The sequence below is a fragment of the bacterium genome (assembly GCA_026708055.1).
Taxonomy (GTDB): domain Bacteria; phylum Actinomycetota; class Acidimicrobiia; order Acidimicrobiales; family CATQHL01; genus VXNF01.
The window spans coordinates 1-17796 of the sequence record JAPOVS010000029.1 but is presented as its reverse complement, the minus strand read 5'-3'; the positions used below and the strand labels follow the sequence as shown (position 1 = coordinate 17796).

Annotated in this window: 20 protein-coding genes; 18 read left to right on the top strand and 2 right to left on the bottom strand. The window is 72.0% G+C overall.

Annotated elements, in window-relative coordinates; all coding sequences use genetic code 11:
• Positions 1-219 (top strand): hypothetical protein (locus OXG55_06195; GenBank protein ID MCY4102836.1); only part of this gene is annotated, 219 nt, incomplete at its 5' end.
• Positions 220-234: 15 nt separating this feature from the next.
• Here OXG55_06195 and OXG55_06190 read toward each other — a convergent pair.
• Complete coding sequence (locus OXG55_06190; protein MCY4102835.1) at positions 235-1032, bottom strand: thioesterase family protein; 798 nt, start codon at positions 1030-1032, stop codon at positions 235-237.
• A 143-nt stretch (positions 1033-1175) separates the two neighbouring features.
• Between OXG55_06190 and OXG55_06185 the strand changes: the two genes are divergently transcribed.
• On the top strand, positions 1176-1766 hold the full coding sequence (locus OXG55_06185) for a phosphoribosyltransferase family protein (GenBank protein ID MCY4102834.1): 591 nt from the start codon (positions 1176-1178) through the stop codon (positions 1764-1766).
• A 22-nt stretch (positions 1767-1788) separates the two neighbouring features.
• Here OXG55_06185 and OXG55_06180 read toward each other — a convergent pair whose 3' ends face one another.
• Positions 1789-1989 (bottom strand): hypothetical protein, encoded by a 201-nt coding sequence (locus tag OXG55_06180; GenBank protein ID MCY4102833.1) that lies wholly within the window; start codon positions 1987-1989, stop codon positions 1789-1791.
• A gap of 326 nt (positions 1990-2315) precedes the next feature.
• Between OXG55_06180 and OXG55_06175 the strand changes: the two genes are divergently transcribed.
• The 16 genes from OXG55_06175 to OXG55_06100 form a co-directional block, all read left to right on the top strand.
• Entirely contained in the window at positions 2316-3845 is a 1530-nt protein-coding gene (locus OXG55_06175; GenBank protein MCY4102832.1) for a YifB family Mg chelatase-like AAA ATPase, read from the top strand.
• Between the two features lie 31 nt (positions 3846-3876).
• Positions 3877-5109, top strand: coding sequence for a DNA-processing protein DprA (gene dprA / locus OXG55_06170; protein ID MCY4102831.1), 1233 nt, complete (start codon positions 3877-3879; stop codon positions 5107-5109).
• 61 nt (positions 5110-5170) lie between these two features.
• A complete protein-coding gene (locus tag OXG55_06165) occupies positions 5171-6079 on the top strand; it encodes a tyrosine-type recombinase/integrase (protein MCY4102830.1) in 909 nt (302 codons plus the stop codon).
• Between the two features lie 107 nt (positions 6080-6186).
• Positions 6187-6654, top strand: coding sequence for a M23 family metallopeptidase (locus OXG55_06160; protein ID MCY4102829.1), 468 nt, complete (start codon positions 6187-6189; stop codon positions 6652-6654).
• A 114-nt stretch (positions 6655-6768) separates the two neighbouring features.
• Positions 6769-7767 carry a 30S ribosomal protein S2 gene (gene rpsB, locus OXG55_06155; GenBank protein ID MCY4102828.1) on the top strand — a complete coding sequence of 333 codons (999 nt, stop codon included), beginning with the start codon at positions 6769-6771 and terminating at the stop codon, positions 7765-7767.
• Between the two features lie 7 nt (positions 7768-7774).
• Positions 7775-8563: a translation elongation factor Ts gene (tsf, locus tag OXG55_06150; GenBank protein MCY4102827.1), complete on the top strand. Its 789-nt coding sequence runs from the start codon at positions 7775-7777 to the stop codon at positions 8561-8563.
• Between the two features lie 2 nt (positions 8564-8565).
• Positions 8566-9282: a UMP kinase gene (gene pyrH / locus OXG55_06145; protein ID MCY4102826.1), complete on the top strand. Its 717-nt coding sequence runs from the start codon at positions 8566-8568 to the stop codon at positions 9280-9282.
• Positions 9283-9315: 33 nt separating this feature from the next.
• On the top strand, positions 9316-9885 hold the full coding sequence (frr, locus tag OXG55_06140; GenBank protein MCY4102825.1) for a ribosome recycling factor: 570 nt from the start codon (positions 9316-9318) through the stop codon (positions 9883-9885).
• 15 nt (positions 9886-9900) lie between these two features.
• Positions 9901-11061: a phosphatidate cytidylyltransferase gene (locus tag OXG55_06135; GenBank protein ID MCY4102824.1), complete on the top strand. Its 1161-nt coding sequence runs from the start codon at positions 9901-9903 to the stop codon at positions 11059-11061.
• Between the two features lie 94 nt (positions 11062-11155).
• Positions 11156-12334: a 1-deoxy-D-xylulose-5-phosphate reductoisomerase gene (dxr, locus tag OXG55_06130; protein MCY4102823.1), complete on the top strand. Its 1179-nt coding sequence runs from the start codon at positions 11156-11158 to the stop codon at positions 12332-12334.
• Positions 12331-13692 carry a site-2 protease family protein gene (locus OXG55_06125; GenBank protein ID MCY4102822.1) on the top strand — a complete coding sequence of 454 codons (1362 nt, stop codon included), beginning with the start codon at positions 12331-12333 and terminating at the stop codon, positions 13690-13692. Before dxr ends, OXG55_06125 begins: the two co-directional genes overlap by 4 nt.
• Before the next feature lie 28 nt (positions 13693-13720).
• The gene (ispG, locus tag OXG55_06120; GenBank protein ID MCY4102821.1) at positions 13721-14950 is read left to right on the top strand and encodes a flavodoxin-dependent (E)-4-hydroxy-3-methylbut-2-enyl-diphosphate synthase; all 1230 of its coding nucleotides are present in this window, start codon (positions 13721-13723) and stop codon (positions 14948-14950) included.
• Between the two features lie 215 nt (positions 14951-15165).
• Complete coding sequence (locus OXG55_06115) at positions 15166-15690, top strand: ribosome maturation factor RimP (GenBank protein MCY4102820.1); 525 nt, start codon at positions 15166-15168, stop codon at positions 15688-15690.
• The gene (nusA, locus tag OXG55_06110) at positions 15687-16856 is read left to right on the top strand and encodes a transcription termination factor NusA (GenBank protein MCY4102819.1); all 1170 of its coding nucleotides are present in this window, start codon (positions 15687-15689) and stop codon (positions 16854-16856) included. The genes OXG55_06115 and nusA overlap by 4 nt, the downstream gene beginning before the upstream one ends.
• Positions 16772-17149, top strand: a complete 378-nt coding sequence (locus OXG55_06105; protein MCY4102818.1) for a DUF448 domain-containing protein — start codon at positions 16772-16774, stop codon at positions 17147-17149. The genes nusA and OXG55_06105 overlap by 85 nt, the downstream gene beginning before the upstream one ends.
• A gap of 23 nt (positions 17150-17172) precedes the next feature.
• A partial coding sequence (locus OXG55_06100; protein ID MCY4102817.1) for a translation initiation factor IF-2 N-terminal domain-containing protein occupies positions 17173-17796 on the top strand: 624 nt, incomplete at its 3' end.

Here is a 17796-nt window from a genome sequence, read left to right as displayed (position 1 = left end):
GGCGTCCTGCTCGTTGCCGGCGCCGGGCTCGGTGCCATCAACGATGTGCGGCTGGCAGCCGATGCGCTGGCCGGCCCGCCGCTGGTGGTGTTCTGCAACCGGTACCTGCCCGGCGACGACGTGCACCGGCACAACCTGGCCTGGCTCCGGGAGCGCGACGGCCTCGCCGTCGAGACCGGGGTCCAGGATCTGGCGGATCGCTTGGTCGACTTGCGCTGAGAGGCGGCCGGCGCCTCAGTGGCCGATGAAGCCCTCCCGGGCGCGCCGCAGGAAGCGCATCTGGTGGCTCTCGGCGAGGAGTTGCCCATCGGGGGACCAGGCGAACGCCGTCTCGTCAACGTGGCCCCCGCTGGAGGAGGCGGTGTGCAATTCCACCAGCACGGGCTCGCCGACGCTGCCCGGGACCGGCAGCGGGGCGCGCGCGTGCGCGGTGAGCGTGATGGTGCCCGCCAGGTGCGGGTCGCTCACCCGGCCGATGGCCACCGGTGGGACCACGTCGCAGGCCATGAGCAGCAGCGGCAGGTCGATCAGGGTTTCGAACCTGGGGCGGACCCACACCAGCACGCTGGAGCCGTCCCGGTGGATCTCCCGCTCCTCGAAGAGCTCGAACACCGGGAGCGCGAAGATGCGGGGCATGCCCTCAGCGGGAGTCTCGGCGAACGCAGGCACGTCGGGCGCCGTCCGGTTCGTGAACTCCTGGCCGTCCTGATCGGTGGCGGCGGTGGCGAGGAAGTGGGCGCAGAGTTTGCCGCCGGTCGACACGCGCCCCGACAGGAACGAGACCGAGCGGCCGGCCTGCTCGATCGTCACGTCGATGCGGATGCGGCCGTCGGGAGCCGGGCGCACGAACTGCATCGTGATTCCCCGCAGCGGCCGGGCGACCTCGGCCACAGTCGCCTCGCAGGCGACGGCGGCCAGGCCCACGAGGTAGCCGCCGAACAGGCCGTTGAATCCCCACCACCGTTTGTCGGCATCGTGGCCCCAGACGCCGTCGCCGAGGTCGTCGAGAATGAGGTCGCCGGGGTTGCGCACGGCAGCGAAGGGTAGGTGCTCGGGCTTGGTTTGCTCCCCGGGCCCGTGCAGGTCCTGCAGCGACTCCGCACGCTGGATCCGATTTCGGGATTGAAATATATTGATATTGTATGATTTAGTCGTCAGTCGCTAGCCTCTTCCCAGTGCTCATCCCACTTCGTTGCGTGGTGTGCGGCGCGGACGGCGTGCTGCTGTGCGGGCGCTGCGAGGAGCGGCTGGCTCCCGCGCCACCTCTCCCGCCACCTCCGGGCGTCGACAGTGCGTGCGCCGTGTTCATCTACGACGAGGTCGGCAGCAGCGTGATCGGCGCGCTCAAGTACGCCAACTCGCACCGGCTCGTGCACCGTCTGGGTCCCCGGCTGGCCGCCGCCGCGCCGCAGGGTCTCGACATGGTCACCTGGGCTCCGGCAACGGCGGCGAACCGCCGCCGGCGGGGTTACGACCAGGGAGAGTTGCTCGCCCGGGAGGTGGCGAGACGGCTCGGGATGCCGGCACGACGGCTGCTGGCGCGCCGCGCCGACATCCCGCAGGCGGCACGGGGTCGCGCCGGGCGGGCCGCCGGCCCCCGGATACGCGCCCGCCGGGCGGTCTCGGGGGGCGTCCTCGTCGTCGACGACGTGCTCACCACCGGCGCCACGCTCGCGACGGCCGCCAGGCTGTTGCGGCGCGCCGGAGCGAGCCGTGTCGGCGTGTTGACACTGGCCTGGGCGCCGCCCCCCGGCTTCGATGACTGAGCGGGAGCCTCCGGCGGCGCCCTCAGCGGTGCCCGAGCCGGTCGCGGCGCTCCCAGCAGGAGTGGTGCCAGTGCCGGCGCAGGTCGGGGGCCTCGGGCGGGACCACCACGAGGTGGCCCACCGCGGCCGGGATGGCGTTGTTGCAGCCCCCGCAGACGTAGTCCTTGGTGGCCTGGTACGGCTGGATCCGCCGCACCTCCGGCGCATCGCCCGGCACGCTCATCCCCAGAACCCCCAGACGACCAGCACGACGCAGACCGCTAGGCCGAGGCCTACGAAGAGGTAGTCGGTCCGGCGCCGCTGCCATCTCCTCGTGGGATCGAAGCCCATCCCGCTCCTCGCTTGCCCTGCCCGACATCGAGCCAAGCATGAGGTTAGGGAATCCGACCCGCGGCGGATACACGATGGTCCGACATGTGGGATCTCAGAATATTGGTGATATAACGACATTCATCGGAGTGCGGTTACCGCTACTCCCTCTTGCATCGACGGATTGGCGCGCCAGCGCGGCGGCCGAGGGTGAATCCCGGCACGAGGAGGGAGGCAGCGATGACGGCCAGGATCTCGTCAGCGGTTCTGCAGGGGGTCATCGGGCAGGCCGTGTACGTGGAGGTCCACGCCTCCAGCGGGCTGCCCGCGTTCACGATCGTGGGTTTGCCCGACGCCTCCTGCCGCGAGGCGCGCGACCGGGTCCGCGCCGCCGTGCTGTCGAGTGGCTTCAAGTGGCCCGACGGGCGTGTCACCGTGAACCTGGCGCCGGGCGGCGTGCGCAAGGAGGGGTCCGGGCTGGACCTTGCGATCGCGGTGGCGGTGCTGGTGGCCGAAGGGGTGCTCTCGGAGGAAGAGACCAAGGCGTTCGCCTTCGTCGCCGAACTGGGCCTCGACGGGGCGCTCCGGCGGGTGCCGGGGACTCTGAGCCTGGTCGAGGCGGTCGAGACGTCCGGCGTGGTGGTGGCCGAGGACGCTTCTGCCGAGGCCCGGCTCGGTGGTGATCGGGAGGTCCGCTGCGCCACCAACCTCAAGGAGTTGGTGCGGTGCCTCCGGGGTGAGGTGCCGTTCGGCCTGCCGCCGCCGGCGCCGCCGGCCGCGAAAGCGGAGGTGACCGAGGATCTGCGGGACGTGCGCGGCCAGCCCTTCGGGCGCCGGGCGCTGGAGATCGCCGCCGCCGGGGGGCATCACCTTCTCATGGTCGGCCCCCCGGGTGCCGGAAAGACCATGCTTGCCCGGCGTCTCCCCGGTCTGTTGCCGCCGCTGGACAACGAGGCCGCCAGGGTCGTCACCCGCATCTATTCCGCCGGCGACTTCGGGGTGCCCACCAGCGCGCTCATCACCCGGCCGCCGTTCCGGGCGCCGCACCACAGCGCCACCATGGTGGCCCTCGTGGGTGGCGGGTCGAGAGCGCTGCGGCCCGGGGAGATCAGCGCCGCCCACGGCGGCGTGCTGTTCCTGGACGAGTTGGGAGAGTTCTCTCCCGTGGTGCTGGACGCCCTGCGCCAGCCGCTGGAGGAGGGGGTGATCAGGGTGAGCCGGGCAGCCGGCTCGATCAGCTTCCCCGCCGAGTTCGTGCTGGTGGGATCCATGAATCCCTGCCCGTGCGGCAACGCCGGCGGCCCGGGCCACTGTCGCTGCGGCGACGGGGCCCGCGTGAGGTACGCCCGGCGCCTCTCGGGGCCCTTGCTTGATCGCTTCGACATGCGGCTCTTCGTGCAGCGCCCCTCCGCGGACGAGCTGTTCAGGGGCGCACCGGGGGAACCCTCGGCGGTGGTGCGCAAGCGGGTGCTGGCGGCCCGCCGGCGGGCGGCGCGTCGCGGGGTGCGCTACAACAGCATGCTCGGCTCGCGGGTCCTGGAGCGGGAGGCGCCGCTCAGTCCCGAGGCTGCCGCGCTGGCCGAGCGGGCGGTGGCGTCAGGTCAGTTGAGTGCCCGGGGCCTGCAGCGCATCCGGTGTGTGGGGTTGACGATCTCCGACCTGGAAGGTCGGGAACCGCCGCTGCGGGGCGCCGAGCTTGCTCTGGCGCTGCAACTGCGGAGCAACCCGGTGCACCTGGACCGCTCGTACGCGGGCAGCTATGTGGCCTGAGGGGTCGGCGTCTCCGGGATCCGCCGGGGCGGTGGGCGAGCGGCTCGCCGAGACCCCCGAGGTGGGTGCCGGGCCGGGGGAAGTACCCACTGGTGAATCTGCGACCGGCGAGGGGGAGGCCCTCGGCAGCGAGGCCTACCTGGCTGCGCTCTCGAGCCTGGCCGGCATGGGTCCGGCGCGCCTCGAGCGGCTGCTGGGGCGCTGGGGGCCAGAAGAGGCTTGGGAGGTCCTGGTGGCTGGCAGCCTCGCCGAGGTGACAGGCGTGGCGCGAGTGGGCGAGCAGGTCGGCAGGCGCTGGGTCAGCGACGCTCGCAGGGCCGATCCCGCCCAGATTCACCTGCGCCACAGCACTGCGGGGGTCACCGTGAGGCGCCGCGGCGCCGCCGGCTATCCCGAACGCCTCGGGGGTGATCCCGAACCGCCGGCGGTGCTGTTCAGCCAGGGGGAGTTGGAACTCCTGGAACACCCCACGGTGACCATCGTCGGCACCCGCCGGTGCACCCGTTACGGCGCCGATGCGGCGTTCGACCTCGGCAAGGCCGCAGCGGCGCACGGTGTTGCGGTGATCTCGGGGCTGGCCGTGGGCATCGACGCGGCCGCGCACGCGGGCGCGCTCGCCGCCGACGGTGTGCCGCCGGTGGGGGTTGTGGGCAGCGGGCTGGATCGCATCTACCCCCGCGAGAACGCGGTGCTGTGGCGGATCGTGGCCCAGCGAGGGCTGCTGCTGTCCGAGGCGCCGCTGGGGACGGCGCCCGAGCGCTGGCGGTTCCCGGCTCGCAACCGGATCATGGCCGCCCTGAGTGACGCCTGCGTCGTCGTCGAATCGCACGTCGACGGCGGCGCCCTGCTGACCGCCACCGAGGCGGCGCAGCGCTCCCGGGCGGTGGCGGCGGTACCGGGACCCATCCGCAGCCCCGCCTCGGCCGGGACGAACCGGCTCATCGCCGAGGGGGCCGGCGTGCTCTGCGACGTCGAGGACCTGCTGGTACTGCTGGACATCTCCCGGACCACGCTGCCGCTGCAGGATGTTCCCGCAGACCCTGCCGGCTCCGCGCCGGTCAGCGACGCCGGCGCGGTCGCAATCCTCGACGCCTTCGACTGGATGCCGGCCACCCTGGAAATGCTGGCGTCGCGTACCGGCCTCGACTTGGGAGAGTTGGCGTGGCACCTCGAGAACCTCAGCGCCTCGGGCCTGCTGGCGCGGCGCGGGCTCTGGTACGAGCGAAGCGGCGAGGCCCCGGTCGCCGCCGGCCGGGCGGGATGAGGCCCCGGCGCCGCCAGGGCCATTCCCCCGGTGCGGCAGGTCCCGTTGGTAGCCTCGGAGCATGCCGGTGTGGGCGTCCGACGCGTTCTGCGCCTCGCTGGTGCGCCTCGCCCCGTCGTCGGTCGCCGTGTACCGGCGGGATCTGAACGCCTTCGTGGACTGGGCGGAGGCGCGCTCGCTGGACGGCCCCGAGGCCGTCGGTCGCAAGGACCTGCATCGCTACCTCGCCGCCCTGACCCGCCAGGGCTACGCGGCGCGCACCGTGGCGCGGAAGGCCTCGGTGCTGCGGCGCTACTTCGGTTGGTCCGCCCGGACCGGTCGCTGCGCCGGCGACCCCTCTCTCGGGCTGTCCACCCCGGCGGGAGCCGCCCGGCTCCCCGACGTGCTCACGGAGCGCTCGGTGGAATCGCTCCTGGCCGGTCGGAGCCCCGCCGCCGCCGGCGACCATCCGCTCCGGCGGCTGCGCGACGACGCCGTGCTGGAGTTGCTGTACGGCAGCGGCCTGCGCGTGGCCGAACTGTGCGCTCTGCGCCCGGCGGATCTGGACCTGGCGCGGTCCAGGGTGCGGGTCACGGGCAAGGGCGGCAAGCAGCGGCTGCTGCCGCTGTCGGCCCCGGCGGTGCGCGCCGTGCAGCGATTCCGGGAGGCGCAGGCGGCCGCCGCGCAGACGGGGGAGGCGACCGGAGCGGTGGCGGCCACCGGCGACGACGGTCCCCTGTTCCTGAACCTGCGGGGCCGACCGCTCGGCCCTCGCGACGTGCGGCGCATCATGGATCGCCGGTCCGCCGAGCCGACGCACCCGCACGCCCTGCGGCACACGTTCGCCACGCACCTCCTCGACGGCGGCGCCGATCTGCGCTCGGTGCAGGAACTGCTCGGGCACGAGAGTCTCGGTACGACGCAGGTGTACACCCACGTCAGCCGCCGGCGGCTGCGTTCGGTGATCGAGACGGCGCACCCGCGCGGCTGATCCCCCGGGCGCTCGCCACCTCAGCGCTCATCGCGGCGGCGCTGACTCTGCCGGCAGCCACCGGATCCGCGAGCGCTCAGACCGTCCCGCCGCGGGCCGTCCCGGTCGTGTTCTACGCCCCGCCCACCGACGGGTACGTCGTCGACCCCTTCCGCCCGCCGGCGCACCCCGGTGCGCCCGGGAACAGGGGCCTGGAGTACGCCACCCGCCCCGGAAGCGCCGTGCGAGCGGCCGCGGCGGGCATCGTGACCTTCGCGGGTCAGGTCGGATCCGGCCGGCACGTGACGGTGGCGCACGCCGACGGGGTGCGCACCAGCTATTCCTTCCTGGCCGGCGTGGCGGTTCGCGCCGGGCAGTCCGTCGGCGCCGGTGATGTGCTGGGCACCACCGGCGCGTCGTTCCACTTCGGCGCCCGCATCGGTGGGGCCTACGTCGACCCTGCCGTGCTGCTGGGGATCGGCGGGCGCGCCCGGCTGGTCCCAATGGCCGACCGGCGTGTGACCGGATGGTTCAGGGCGGGCGGTCCGCCGTGGCGTCGCACCGCTCGGGGGTTGGGCGAGCCGGCGCACCGGTAGACTTCCCGGCGGCCCAAGGGCCTGTCCGATCCGACGATTTCCCGTCCGCGCTCTCCCACGGTCGCCTCAGCGGTGCAAGGCGCGGACTGTGACCCAACCGATGGGAAGGAGACCATGGCACCTGTCGTGACCATGAGCCAACTGGTAGAAGCAGGTGTCCACTTCGGGCACCAGACCAGGCGCTGGAACCCGAAGATGAAGCGATTCATCCACGGCGACATCGCCGGCATCTACATCATCGACCTGAAGCAGACGCTCGCCTGCATCGAGGCCGCCTACTCGTTCGTCCGGGACATGGTGGCCAACGGCGGCACGCTCCTGTTCGTGGGCACCAAGAAGCAGATCCAGCCCAGTGTCGAGACGCACGCCAAGCGCTGCGGCATGCCTTACGTCAACCAGCGGTGGCTGGGCGGCACGCTCACGAACATCCAGACGATCTTCAAGCGCGTGCACAAGATGCAGGAGTACCAGCGGCTGCGGGACTCCGGCGGGTTCGAGGCGATGCCGAAGAAGGAGGCACTCAGCCTGCAGCGCGAGCTCGCCAAGCTGGAGCGCAACCTGGGCGGCATCGGCCAGATGGACACGCCGCCCGAGGCCGTGTTCGTGCTGGACACCAAGGCCGAGCACATCGCCGTGAGCGAGGCGAACAAGTTGGGCATCCCCCTGATCGCCGTCGTGGACACCAACTGTGACCCCGACGTGGTGACCTACGTCATTCCCGGCAACGATGACACCATCCGCGCCGGCGAACTCATGTGCCGCATCATGAGCGACGCCGTGGTGGAGGGTCAGCGCCTGGCGGAGGCTCGCGGCGGTGCTGCGCCGGTTCCGCAGCGCACGCCCGAGGAGGAGGCCGAGGTGGCGCGCCAGCAGGAGGCCGCTGCCGCGGCGGCTGCCGCCGACATGCGTGAGCGGGAGGCCAGAGTGGCGCGCAGCCTCGAGGAGTCCGGCGAGGCCGGCGTCGAAGAGTCGGGAGAGGCGGAGGACTCGGGCGAGGCGGGCGCCGAGGACGCGGCTCAGGACCCGGGCGCGCCGGAGGACTCCGCCGAGCAGTCCGGCGAGGCTGAGGGCTCGGAGGAGCCGACCGGTGCTCCTGGGGACCAGGAGGAGTAGAGGGCAGATGGTTCAGGTATCCGCGCGAGAGGTCAAGGCGCTCCGGGACGCCACCGGCGCGGGCATGATGGATGCCAAGCGCGCCCTCATCGAAGCGGCCGGCGACCCCGCTGAGGCCGCGGAGCTTCTGAAGCGGAAAGGTCTTGCGAAGGCCGCCGAGCGGGCCGACCGGGAGGCCGCCGAGGGGGCTATCGCCGTTGCGGTGAGCGACGGTGTCGCCTCGCTGGTGCATCTGCGCTCGGAGACGGACTTCTCCGCCAAGGCCGCCGACTTCCTGGCCTGTACCCAGGAGATCGCCGAGGCGGTCCGCGACGGCGGCGCCGAGGCCGCCGGGGCGTTCGACGACAGGATCGATGAGCTGCGGCTCTCCAAGAAGGAGAACATCTCGCTCGGGGCGGTGGTGCAGGTACGGGCCGGCGAGGGCAACAGGCTCGACGCCTACCTTCACCGCCAGGACGGCCGCGGCGTCAACGGCGTGATCGTGGAGGGGGAGGGAGTCGACGCCGAGGTGCTCCACCAGGTGGCACTGCACGTCGCCTTCGCCAAGCCTCGCTACCTGGACCGCGGCGAGGTGCCCGGTGCCGATGTGGAGCGCGAGCGCGCCTCGCTGCTGGAGATCACCAAGGCCGAGGGGCGCCCCGAGGCGGCATGGGACAAGATCGTCCAGGGCCGGCTCACCGGATGGTTCCGAGAGAGCGTCCTGCTGGAGCAGGGCCTGCACGGCGACAAGACGCCGGTTTCCCAGAGCATCGGCAGCGGGAGGATCGTCCGCTTCGAGCAGGCCTATCTCGGTTAGCGATGCCACGCTGGAGTCGCGTCCTGCTCAAGGTCTCCGGCGAGGCGTTCGCCGGATCGGCGGGCCATGGCGTCGACGCCGACACCGCCGCCACCATCGCCAACGAGATCGCCTCGGTCCGCGACCGGGCCGGCGTCGAGTTGGCGGTGGTCGTGGGCGGGGGGAACATCTGGCGCGGCGAGCAGCACGCCGGTGCCGGCATGGACAGGGCCCAGGCCGACTACATGGGCATGCTGGCGACCCTCATCAATGCCCTGGCCCTGCAAGACGCCCTCGAGCGCCTCGATCAACCCACCAGGGTGCAGACCGCCATCCACATGGCGCAGATCGCCGAGCCCTACATCCGCCGGCGGGCCATTCGCCACCTCGAGAAGGGCCGCATCGTCATCTTCGGCGCCGGGACCGGCAACCCGTTCTTCACGACCGATACCGCGGCGGCCCTGCGGGCGGTCGAGGTGGAGGCGGAGGCGCTGCTGAAGGGCACGCACTCGGGAACCGACGGCATCTACACGTCGGACCCGCGCACGGACCCTGATGCCGTCAAGCTCGACCACATCTCCTACATCGATCTCGTGAGCGGCGGGCTCCGTGCCATGGACGCCACCGCCGCAACGCTGTGCATGGAGAACAACCTGCCGATCGTGATGTTCGATCTCATGCAGGCGGGCAACGTACTGTCCGTCATCGAGGGGCGCCCGATAGGTACCATCGTGGCCTGAGGGCCCGCCGGTGCACTTCGAGGCGTGTGCTGCATGAGTGAAGAGTTGATCGAGATCGTGGTCTCCGAGGCGCGCGACAAGATGGAGCGGGCCGTCGCGCACGCTCGCAGGGAATTCAGCGGTGTCCGGACCGGCCGGGCCTCGCCGGCGCTCGTGGAGCGGCTCACGGTGAACTACCACGGGGCGGACGTGAGCCTCCAGCAGATCGCCGGCTTCAGCGTTCCCGACGTCCAGATGCTGGTGATCTCACCGTATGACAAGCGCGCCATCGAGTCGATCCAGAAGGCCATCCAGCGCGCCGATCTGGGCTTCAACCCCAGCACCGACGGGTCGGTCATACGGCTGCACTTCCCGCCGCTCACCGAGGAGCGCCGCCGCGAGTTGGTGCGGCTGGTTCGCTCAATGGCCGAGTCGGGGCGCGTGGCGGTGCGAAACTCGCGCCGCGGGGCACGCCAGGATCTGGACGCTCTCAAGCGGGACGGGGACATCTCCGAGGACGACAGCAGGCGGGGGCAGCGGCGCCTCGACGAGATGACCCAGGAATTCGAAGAAGCGATCGGATCGGCCCTCGAGGCCAAGGAAACCGAACTGATGCAGGTCTGACAGAGGAGCGCACCAGTGGATCGAGACAACCCTTACGACCCCGCCGGACCGGAGGAATGGCCCGGCGGCGACCCCGACCACCCGGAGGACGACGACGACACCTGGCAGGTCGCCTCCGACGCCGAACCGGCCGAGGAGGCCGCTTGGGACACCTTCAGCGAGGGGAGTCCCACTTGGGGTGTCAGCGGCGGTGAGGACGAGGGCCTCGACGTGGGCTACCTCACCGAGCAGCACCCGCAGGCGGCCGAGGTGGGCGTCACCGACACCGCCGCCGGCGTGCAGTTCTTCGGCGAGGACGACGATGTCTGGCACGGTGCGGAGCCGGCGCCGCCACTCGGGGCACTCGAGCGGACATCGGATCGAAGGCTCGGGCCTGCGATCCTCACCGGAGCGGTGCTCTGCGCGGCGGCCATCGTGTGCTTCTGGGTCAGCCCGATCCTGGTGCTCGTGCTGCTCTGCGTGCTCATGGTGCTGGCCGCCGGGGAGTTCTTCGGGGCCTTGCGGCAGGTCGGCTACCAGCCGGCCACCCTTGTGGGGCTGGTCGCCGCCGTGGGGTTGCCGGTGGCGGTCTACTGGCGCGGGGCCGAGGCGTATCCCCTGGCCATCGGCCTCGTGGTGATGGCGGCGCTCTTGTGGCACCTCGTCGGCGTGACCGCCGAGCGACCGGTGCCCAACGTGGCGGTCACGCTCTTCGGCGTGGGGTACGTCGCGGTGCTGGGGAGCTTCGGCGCCCTCATGCTGACCTACGAGAAGGGCACCGGACTGCTCTTCGGAGCGGTCGTGGGCACGGTGGGCTACGACATCGGCGCCTGGATCGTGGGTCGGCTGTTCGGCCGTACGGCCCTCTCCAGGGCGAGCCCCAACAAGACCGTGGAGGGTCTCATCGGCGGCATCGTGCTGGCCGTGGTGGCCTGCGCCGTGGTCATGGGCGTCGGGCGCATCGATCCCTGGGGCGACAACCCCGGGTCGGTCTCGCACGCCCTGGTGCTGGGCGTGGTGGTCGCCGTGGCGGCGACCCTGGGCGACCTGTCGGAGTCGATGATCAAGCGCGACCTGGGCATCAAGGACATGGGCAACCTGCTGCCGGGCCACGGCGGCGTCCTGGACCGGTTCGACGGGCTGCTCTTCGCCATGCCGGCCACGTGGGGGCTGGCGCTCCTCATCGACCTGATCTAGCCCGGCCGGGGTTCCCCGGCGGTCCCCGGGCGCGAACAGCCCACGAACTTCGGCCCCGAACCCTCGGCCCGTAGACTGGCCCTGAAGGAGGGCCATGGGCACAACCCTCGCCGTGATGGGCTCCACGGGCTCCATCGGCACCCAGACGCTGGAGGTCGCCGCGGCCTGCGCGGACCGCTACGAGATCACCGCTCTGGGCGCCGGCCGGTCCGTCGAGGCACTGGCGGCGCAGGCCCGCGCCGTGCGCCCGAAAATAGTGGCGCTGGCCGACGCCGGCGCGGCGCCGCGCCTGGCACGGCTGCTGCCTGCGGGCACCGAACTCCTGGCCGGGCCCGACGCCATGGCGACCGCGGCGGTCGCCGCCGAGGTCGCGGTCAACGGCGTGGTGGGATTCGCCGGACTGCCGGTCACGCTGGCGGTTCTGGAGGCGGGACGGCGCCTGGCACTGGCGAACAAGGAATCCCTGATCGCCGCCGGCCCGGTGGTGGCCCGCGCCCTGGCGACGCCGGGAGCGGAGATCGTGCCCGTGGACAGCGAGCACTGCGCGGTCCACCAGTGTCTGCGGGCCAATGAGGTGCTCGGGCGTCCGGACCGCCTCGATCAGGTCGCCCGCATCCTGCTGACGGCCAGCGGGGGGCCGTTCCGGGGACGCTCGCCGGCTGAGCTGGCGTCGGTGACCGCCACAGAGGCACTGGCGCACCCCACCTGGAACATGGGACCCAAGATCACCGTGGACTCCTCCACGCTGATGAACAAGGGACTCGAGGTCATCGAGGCTCACGAGCTCTTCGGCGTGGACTACGACCGGATCGACGTCGTCGTGCACCCGCAGTCGGTGGTGCATTCGATGGTCGACTACGTCGACGGTGCGGTGGTGGCGCAGCTCTCGCTGCCGGACATGCGCCTGTGCATCGGGTACGCCATCGGCTATCCCGACCGCTTGGACTGCAGCTACGGCCGCATCGACTGGACCTCCCTGTCGCGCCTCGACTTCGAGGCGCCGAACAGCGACGTCTTCGCCTGCCTACCGCTGGCCTACGAGGCCGGTCGGCGCGGCGAGACGGCTCCGGCGGTACTCAGCGCCGCCAACGAGGTGGCCGTCGAGGCGTTCCTGGACGGTGCCATCTCCTGGACGGCGATCGCCGAGATCATCGACGGAGTCCTCCAGGACGACCCGGTGCAGCAGGCGGACAGTCTGGAGTCCGTGCTGGAGGCCGACGGCCGGGCGCGTCGCGCCGCGGCCGCGCTCGTGACGCAGCGGGCAGCGGCATGAGCCACGACGATCGGCCCCGCCGGGGCGCCGGTGGCGGCGATGCCGGCCGCCCGCGGGGCTGGGTCACCTGGCCGTCGGGCCGCCGGCCGCGCCACCCGACGGCACCGCGACGGCCGCTGCTGTCCGCGGCGGTGTCGGGCTGGCTGCGGCTGGCTCTCGTCCTGGGAGCGCTGGCGGCGCTCGGGGTCTTCGCCGGTGTGCCCGTTCTCATCGTGGTGCTGGCCCTCATCGTCATCGTGATCCTCCACGAACTGGGGCACTACCTGACGGCGCGCTGGGCGGGGATGAAGGTCAGCGAGTTCTACGTGGGCTTCGGGCCGCGCCTCTGGTCGGTCCGCCGGGGAGAGACGACCTACGGGGTGAAGGCGATCCTGGCCGGCGCCTACGTGCGCATCCTGGGCATGAACAACCTGGAGCGGGTCGACCCGGTCGAGGAGCATCGCACCTACCGCTCCAAGCCCTACTGGCGCCGCATGTCTGTCGCTGTGGCCGGGTCGGCCATGCATTTCCTGCTGGCGATCCTGCTGCTCTGGATCCTCCACGCGGCGGTCGGCTATCACGGCTTCGACCGGCCTGATGTGACGCAGACCCCCCGCTGGCAGGTCTCGCGCGTGGTGCCGGAAAGCCCGGCGGCCGAGATGGGGGTGCTGCCAGGTGATCGCATCATCGCCGTGGGGGACCGAGAAGTCGGCAACTTCGGCGATCTGCGGGGTGCGCTCGCCGATCTGGCCAACCGGCCGGCCGGCGTGACGGTCACCCGCGACGGCGAGACGGTCCAGCTGCACGGCGTCATCGGTGTGGCGCCCCGCGACGGCACGTCGGGGTTCCTGGGGGTCGGCCCCGAGTTGGCGCCCCCGTCGCGGGCGAACCCGCTGACGGGCCTGGGGCGCTCGCTGTCGGACTTCGGGCTCGTGGTCCGCGCCTCCGCGGAGGGCATCGCCGGGCTGTTCAGCCTGCAGGGGCTCGACGGCCTGCTCGGCCCACTGGTCGACTTCGAGCAGGAGGAAGTCACCACCGGCGAGGTGGGTGCCGGCGACGCCAACCGGGTGGTCTCGGTGGTGGGCGTGGCCCAGATCGGGGGCACGCTGGCGCAGGAGAACGTGGCGGCCCTGCTGGCGTTCCTCGCGTATCTGAACGTCTTCTTCGGGGTGTTGAACATGTTCCCGCTGCTGCCGCTGGACGGGGGACACGTGGTCATCGCCACCTACGAGAGACTGCGGTCCTTCCGCGGGCGGCAGTACCGGGCCGACGTGGCCAAGATGCTCCCGGCTGCGTACCTGTTCGTCATCCTGCTGGTGACCGTCGGCCTGGTGGCGCTGTCACGGGACATCGTCGACCCCCTGAACCTGCCGGGCTAGCGAAGCGGACGGCCGAAAGGAAGAGGCAGTGGAAGTTCAAGCCACGTTCCCGAGGCGCCGGACCCGCCAGGTGATGGTCGGCGACGTCGCCGTGGGAGGCGACGCGCCCATCTCGGTGCAGTCGATGACCACCACGAAGACCGCCGACGTGGAGGGCACGCTGGCGCAGATCTATGCGCTCGCCGCCGCCGGGGCGGACATCGTGCGGTGCACCTGCAACGAGATCGAAGCCGCAGAGGGCCTGGCGGAGATCGTGCCGCGCTCGCCGGTTCCGATCGTCGCCGACATCCATCACCAGTACCGCATGGCACTGGCCGCCCTCGAGGCGAACGTGGCGTGCCTCCGGCTGAACCCGGGGAACATCAGGCGGCCCGAGCACATCAAGGCCGTGGCCGCCGAGTGCCGGGACAGGGGAGTGCCGATCCGCATCGGTGTCAACGGCGGGTCCCTGCACCCGGACCTCTACGCCCGCTACGGGGGGAAGGTCACCGCCGAGGCGATGGTGGAGTCGGCGCTCGACGAGCTGGCCTACTTCGCCGAGGTGGACTTCGACCTCGTCAAGATCTCCGTCAAGGCCTCCAGCGTGCCGCTGATGATCGACGCCTACCGGCAACTGGCGGAGGTGACCGATCATCCGCTGCACCTGGGCGTGACCGAGGCCGGCCCGCCTCCGGCGGGCGTCGTGAAATCCACTGCGGGGATCGCCACCCTGCTCGCCGAGGGCATCGGTGACACCATCCGGTACTCGTTGACCGCCGATCCGGTGACCGAGGCCCGGGCGGGCCGCACGCTGCTGGAGTCGCTCGGCCTGCGCGAGCGCCGCAACGTCGACCTCATCGCCTGCCCGAGTTGCGGCCGGGCCGAGGTGGACGTCTTCAAGATCGCCGAGGAGGCTCTGGAGGCCTTCGGCGAGCGGGAGATACCGCTGCAGGTGGCCGTCATGGGCTGCGTCGTGAACGGTCCCGGCGAGGCGCGCGACGCCGACCTGGGCATCGCCGCGGGGCGTGGCCGGGGTCACCTCTTCGTGAAGGGCCAGAACGTGGCCGTGGTTCCCGAGGACGAGATGGTGGAGTCTCTGGTGTCCTGGGCCGAGCTGATCTGTGCCGAAGGTGTCGAGGCGGCGCTGGCGCGCGCCGACACCGAGCGAGCCAGCCGGGAGGCCGAGCGGGACCGCACGGTCCTGCTCGACACGCAGGGGGAGGACGCCAACGAGGTGGCCGCGCGGGTCGACATCGTGCGCCGGGCCGCCGGCACCTGAGAGGCGCCTCAGCGGGGCGCGCGCCGGCCTGCGGGCATCGCGTTCGGGAACCGCCCAGCGATATACTCGGGGCTGCTTCAGGTCAACTGTCGGACAGGGCGTGGGCGAGTCCCACGCCTTTGTTGTCGGTTGGTGGCCGGTGGCAGCGGGTGAGCTTCGACGCGAGCGTGCGAGCCCGCACGGCGGAACGAACCCCGGGACAGAGCGGGACGGGAATGGAAGATCGCAATGAGAGCGCCACCGGGGTAGAGGCGCGCGTCCGCTCCCTCGCCGCGCCCTTGCTGGGGCCCTTGGGGGTGGAGTTGGAGGACGTGCAGTGGGGCGGTGGCCGGCTCCGGCTTACCGTCGACACCGCTGAGGGCATCGACAGCGGGACCCTGGTCCTGGTGACCCGCACGATCTCCGCCGAACTGGACGCCAGCGACCCGATCCCGTCCCGGTACACGCTCGAGGTCACGAGTCCGGGGATCGAGCGTCCACTCCGGCGGCCCGAGCAGTATCGCAAGGCCGTCGGGTCGGCTGTGGCGGTGAAAGTCCGCCCGACCGGCGACGGCGAGCGCCGGCTGGAGGGCCGCCTCGTCGCAGCCGACGACGAGTCGATAATCCTGGAGACCGGCGACGGGCAGCGCCGCGAGATCCGCTTGGAGGTCGTCGACCGAGCCCGCACGGTCTTCGACTGGGGCGGCGCCCAGCGGCGCCGCAACGGCGCCAAGCCCGCCGAGGGAGGTTCGGGCCGGTGAACCTGGACATGCTGGAAGCCATGCAGGCGCTCGCCGCCGACAAGGGCATCTCGGTGGACACCCTCTTCGGTGCTCTCGCCGACGCCCTGGAGTCGGCCTACAAGCGCATGCCGGGCGCCTATGAGTACTCGTGGGTCACGATCGACCCCGAGACCATGGACATCCGCGTGCTCGCCCAGGAGATCGACGGCGACGGTGAACCCACGGGCCCCGAACTGGACGTCACGCCGGCGAACTTCGGGCGCATCGCCGCGCAGACCGCCCGGCAGGTCATGACCCAACGGATCCGCGAGGCCGAGCGGGACCTCAAGTACGAGGAGTACGCCGGGCGCGAGGGCGACATCGTGACCGGCATCATCCAGCAGAGCGACTCTCGCTACACGCTGCTGGATCTCGGCCGGGTGGAGGCCCTGCTGCCGCAGTCCGAGCAGGTGCCCTACGAGCGCCCGGACCCGTCGAGCCGCCTGAAGGCCTACATCGTCGAGGTTCGCCGGACCGCCAAGGGACCCCAGATCGTCGTCAGCCGCACCCATCCGGGACTCATCAAGCGGCTCTTCGAGTTCGAGGTTCCCGAGATCGCCGACGGGACCGTCGAGATCAAGGCCTGTGCCCGTGAGCCGGGGCATCGCACCAAGATCGCCGTGTGGTCGAACGTCGAGAACGTCGACCCTGTGGGGGCATGCGTGGGGGCGCGGGGCGCACGGGTCCGCAACGTCGTCAACGAACTCCGCGGCGAGAAGATCGACATCGTCTCCTACGCCGAGAACCCCACGGACTTCGTCATGAAGGCCCTCTCGCCGGCTCGGGTCAAGGAGGTGCGGATCGACGAGGAGCTGGGCACCGCCGAGGTCATCGTCCCGGACTACCAGCTCTCCCTGGCGATCGGCAAGGAGGGCCAGAACGCCCGCCTGGCGGCCCGGCTCACCGGCTGGCGGATCGAGATCAAGAGCGAGACGCAGATCGCCGCCGAGGCGGCGTACGGCAAGGTCGACTGGGCCGAGGGCGAGTGGGTGATCGACCCCGACACCGGCGAGCAGGTCTGGCGACCGGCCGAGGGCGGCCCCACGATCTCGGTCGACGAGTGGACCGGTGGCGCCGCCGGAGTCGCCGCTCCCGAGGCCGAGGCTGCGCCGGAGGCTGCCGCCGATCAGGGGAGCGCGTCATAGCGGCGCGGGGCGCCGGGAGGCGCCGCACCTGCATCGGTTGCCGCCGCGCCCGTCCGGTCGGTGAGCTCGTGAGGTTCGCCGTCGTGGGCGAGCGGCTGCGGGCCGGTCGGGCGCTGCCCGGCCGGGGGGCCTGGGTCTGCGCCGGCGACGACGGCTGCCTGCGCCGTGCCACCGCCCCGGAACGATTGCGCCGAGCGTTCCGCAGGGACGTCCCCGCAGGCGCCGCAGACGATCTGATCGCCGCGCTGGAGCCGGTGGGCCACGGTGTTTCGCCGTCGGCCCGCCGGCGCTGAGCGCCGCACCGCGGGGGAGCGCCGTGGCGAAGAAGATCCGGGTGTACGACTTGGCGAGGGAGTTGGGGATCTCCAACAACCAGTGCCTCGACCTCTGCAAGAGCCTCGGAATCGGGGTGCGGGCCACCTCCTCCAGCATGGACGAGGCGCACGCCTACCGGGTCCGGAAGCTCGCCGAGCGCGAGAACCTGCTCGGCAGTGAGCCGCCTGCCGACGAGCCCGCTCCTGCTGCTGCCAAAGCACAACCGGCTCCGCCGCCCGCTGCGGCACCGGCCCCCGCCAAGGCGGCCGCGCCGGCTCCGAGACCGGCTCGACCCGCTGCCCCGGCCACGACCGCTTCCCCGGAGGCTCCTGCTGCCACCGCTCCGGCCGCTGCGGCCGCCAAGACCGTCACCACACCTCCCACCGAGGTGCGGCCGGCGGAGGCCACGCCGGCAGCCGCCCGGGCCCCGGATGCGCCCGCGGCACCGGAATCCCCCCCGGCGCCGGCGCCCGGTGATCGCCGGGTCGTCACCTCCAGCGGTAGCGCCCCTCCCCGCACGGTGCGCCCGCCCGCCGAGCCCCCGGGATCTGCGCCGCCGACCATGCAGCCGCCGCCCGCCGCGCCGCCGACCATGCAGCCTCCGCCCGCCACCTCCACCCCGCCC

Excerpts from the sequence above, each read along its gene's own strand:
- OXG55_06180 (MCY4102833.1), bottom strand. The coding sequence starts at position 1,989 with ATGAGCGTGCCGGGCGATGCGCCGGAGGTGCGGCGGATCCAGCCGTAC.
- OXG55_06175 (MCY4102832.1), top strand. The coding sequence starts at position 2,316 with ATGACGGCCAGGATCTCGTCAGCGGTTCTGCAGGGGGTCATCGGGCAG.
- OXG55_06165 (MCY4102830.1), top strand. The coding sequence starts at position 5,171 with ATGCCGGTGTGGGCGTCCGACGCGTTCTGCGCCTCGCTGGTGCGCCTC.
- rpsB (MCY4102828.1), top strand. The coding sequence starts at position 6,769 with ATGGCACCTGTCGTGACCATGAGCCAACTGGTAGAAGCAGGTGTCCAC.
- tsf (MCY4102827.1), top strand. The coding sequence starts at position 7,775 with ATGGTTCAGGTATCCGCGCGAGAGGTCAAGGCGCTCCGGGACGCCACC.
- pyrH (MCY4102826.1), top strand. The coding sequence starts at position 8,566 with ATGCCACGCTGGAGTCGCGTCCTGCTCAAGGTCTCCGGCGAGGCGTTC.
- frr (MCY4102825.1), top strand. The coding sequence starts at position 9,316 with ATGAGTGAAGAGTTGATCGAGATCGTGGTCTCCGAGGCGCGCGACAAG.
- dxr (MCY4102823.1), top strand. The coding sequence starts at position 11,156 with ATGGGCACAACCCTCGCCGTGATGGGCTCCACGGGCTCCATCGGCACC.
- OXG55_06125 (MCY4102822.1), top strand. The coding sequence starts at position 12,331 with ATGAGCCACGACGATCGGCCCCGCCGGGGCGCCGGTGGCGGCGATGCC.
- OXG55_06115 (MCY4102820.1), top strand. The coding sequence starts at position 15,166 with ATGGAAGATCGCAATGAGAGCGCCACCGGGGTAGAGGCGCGCGTCCGC.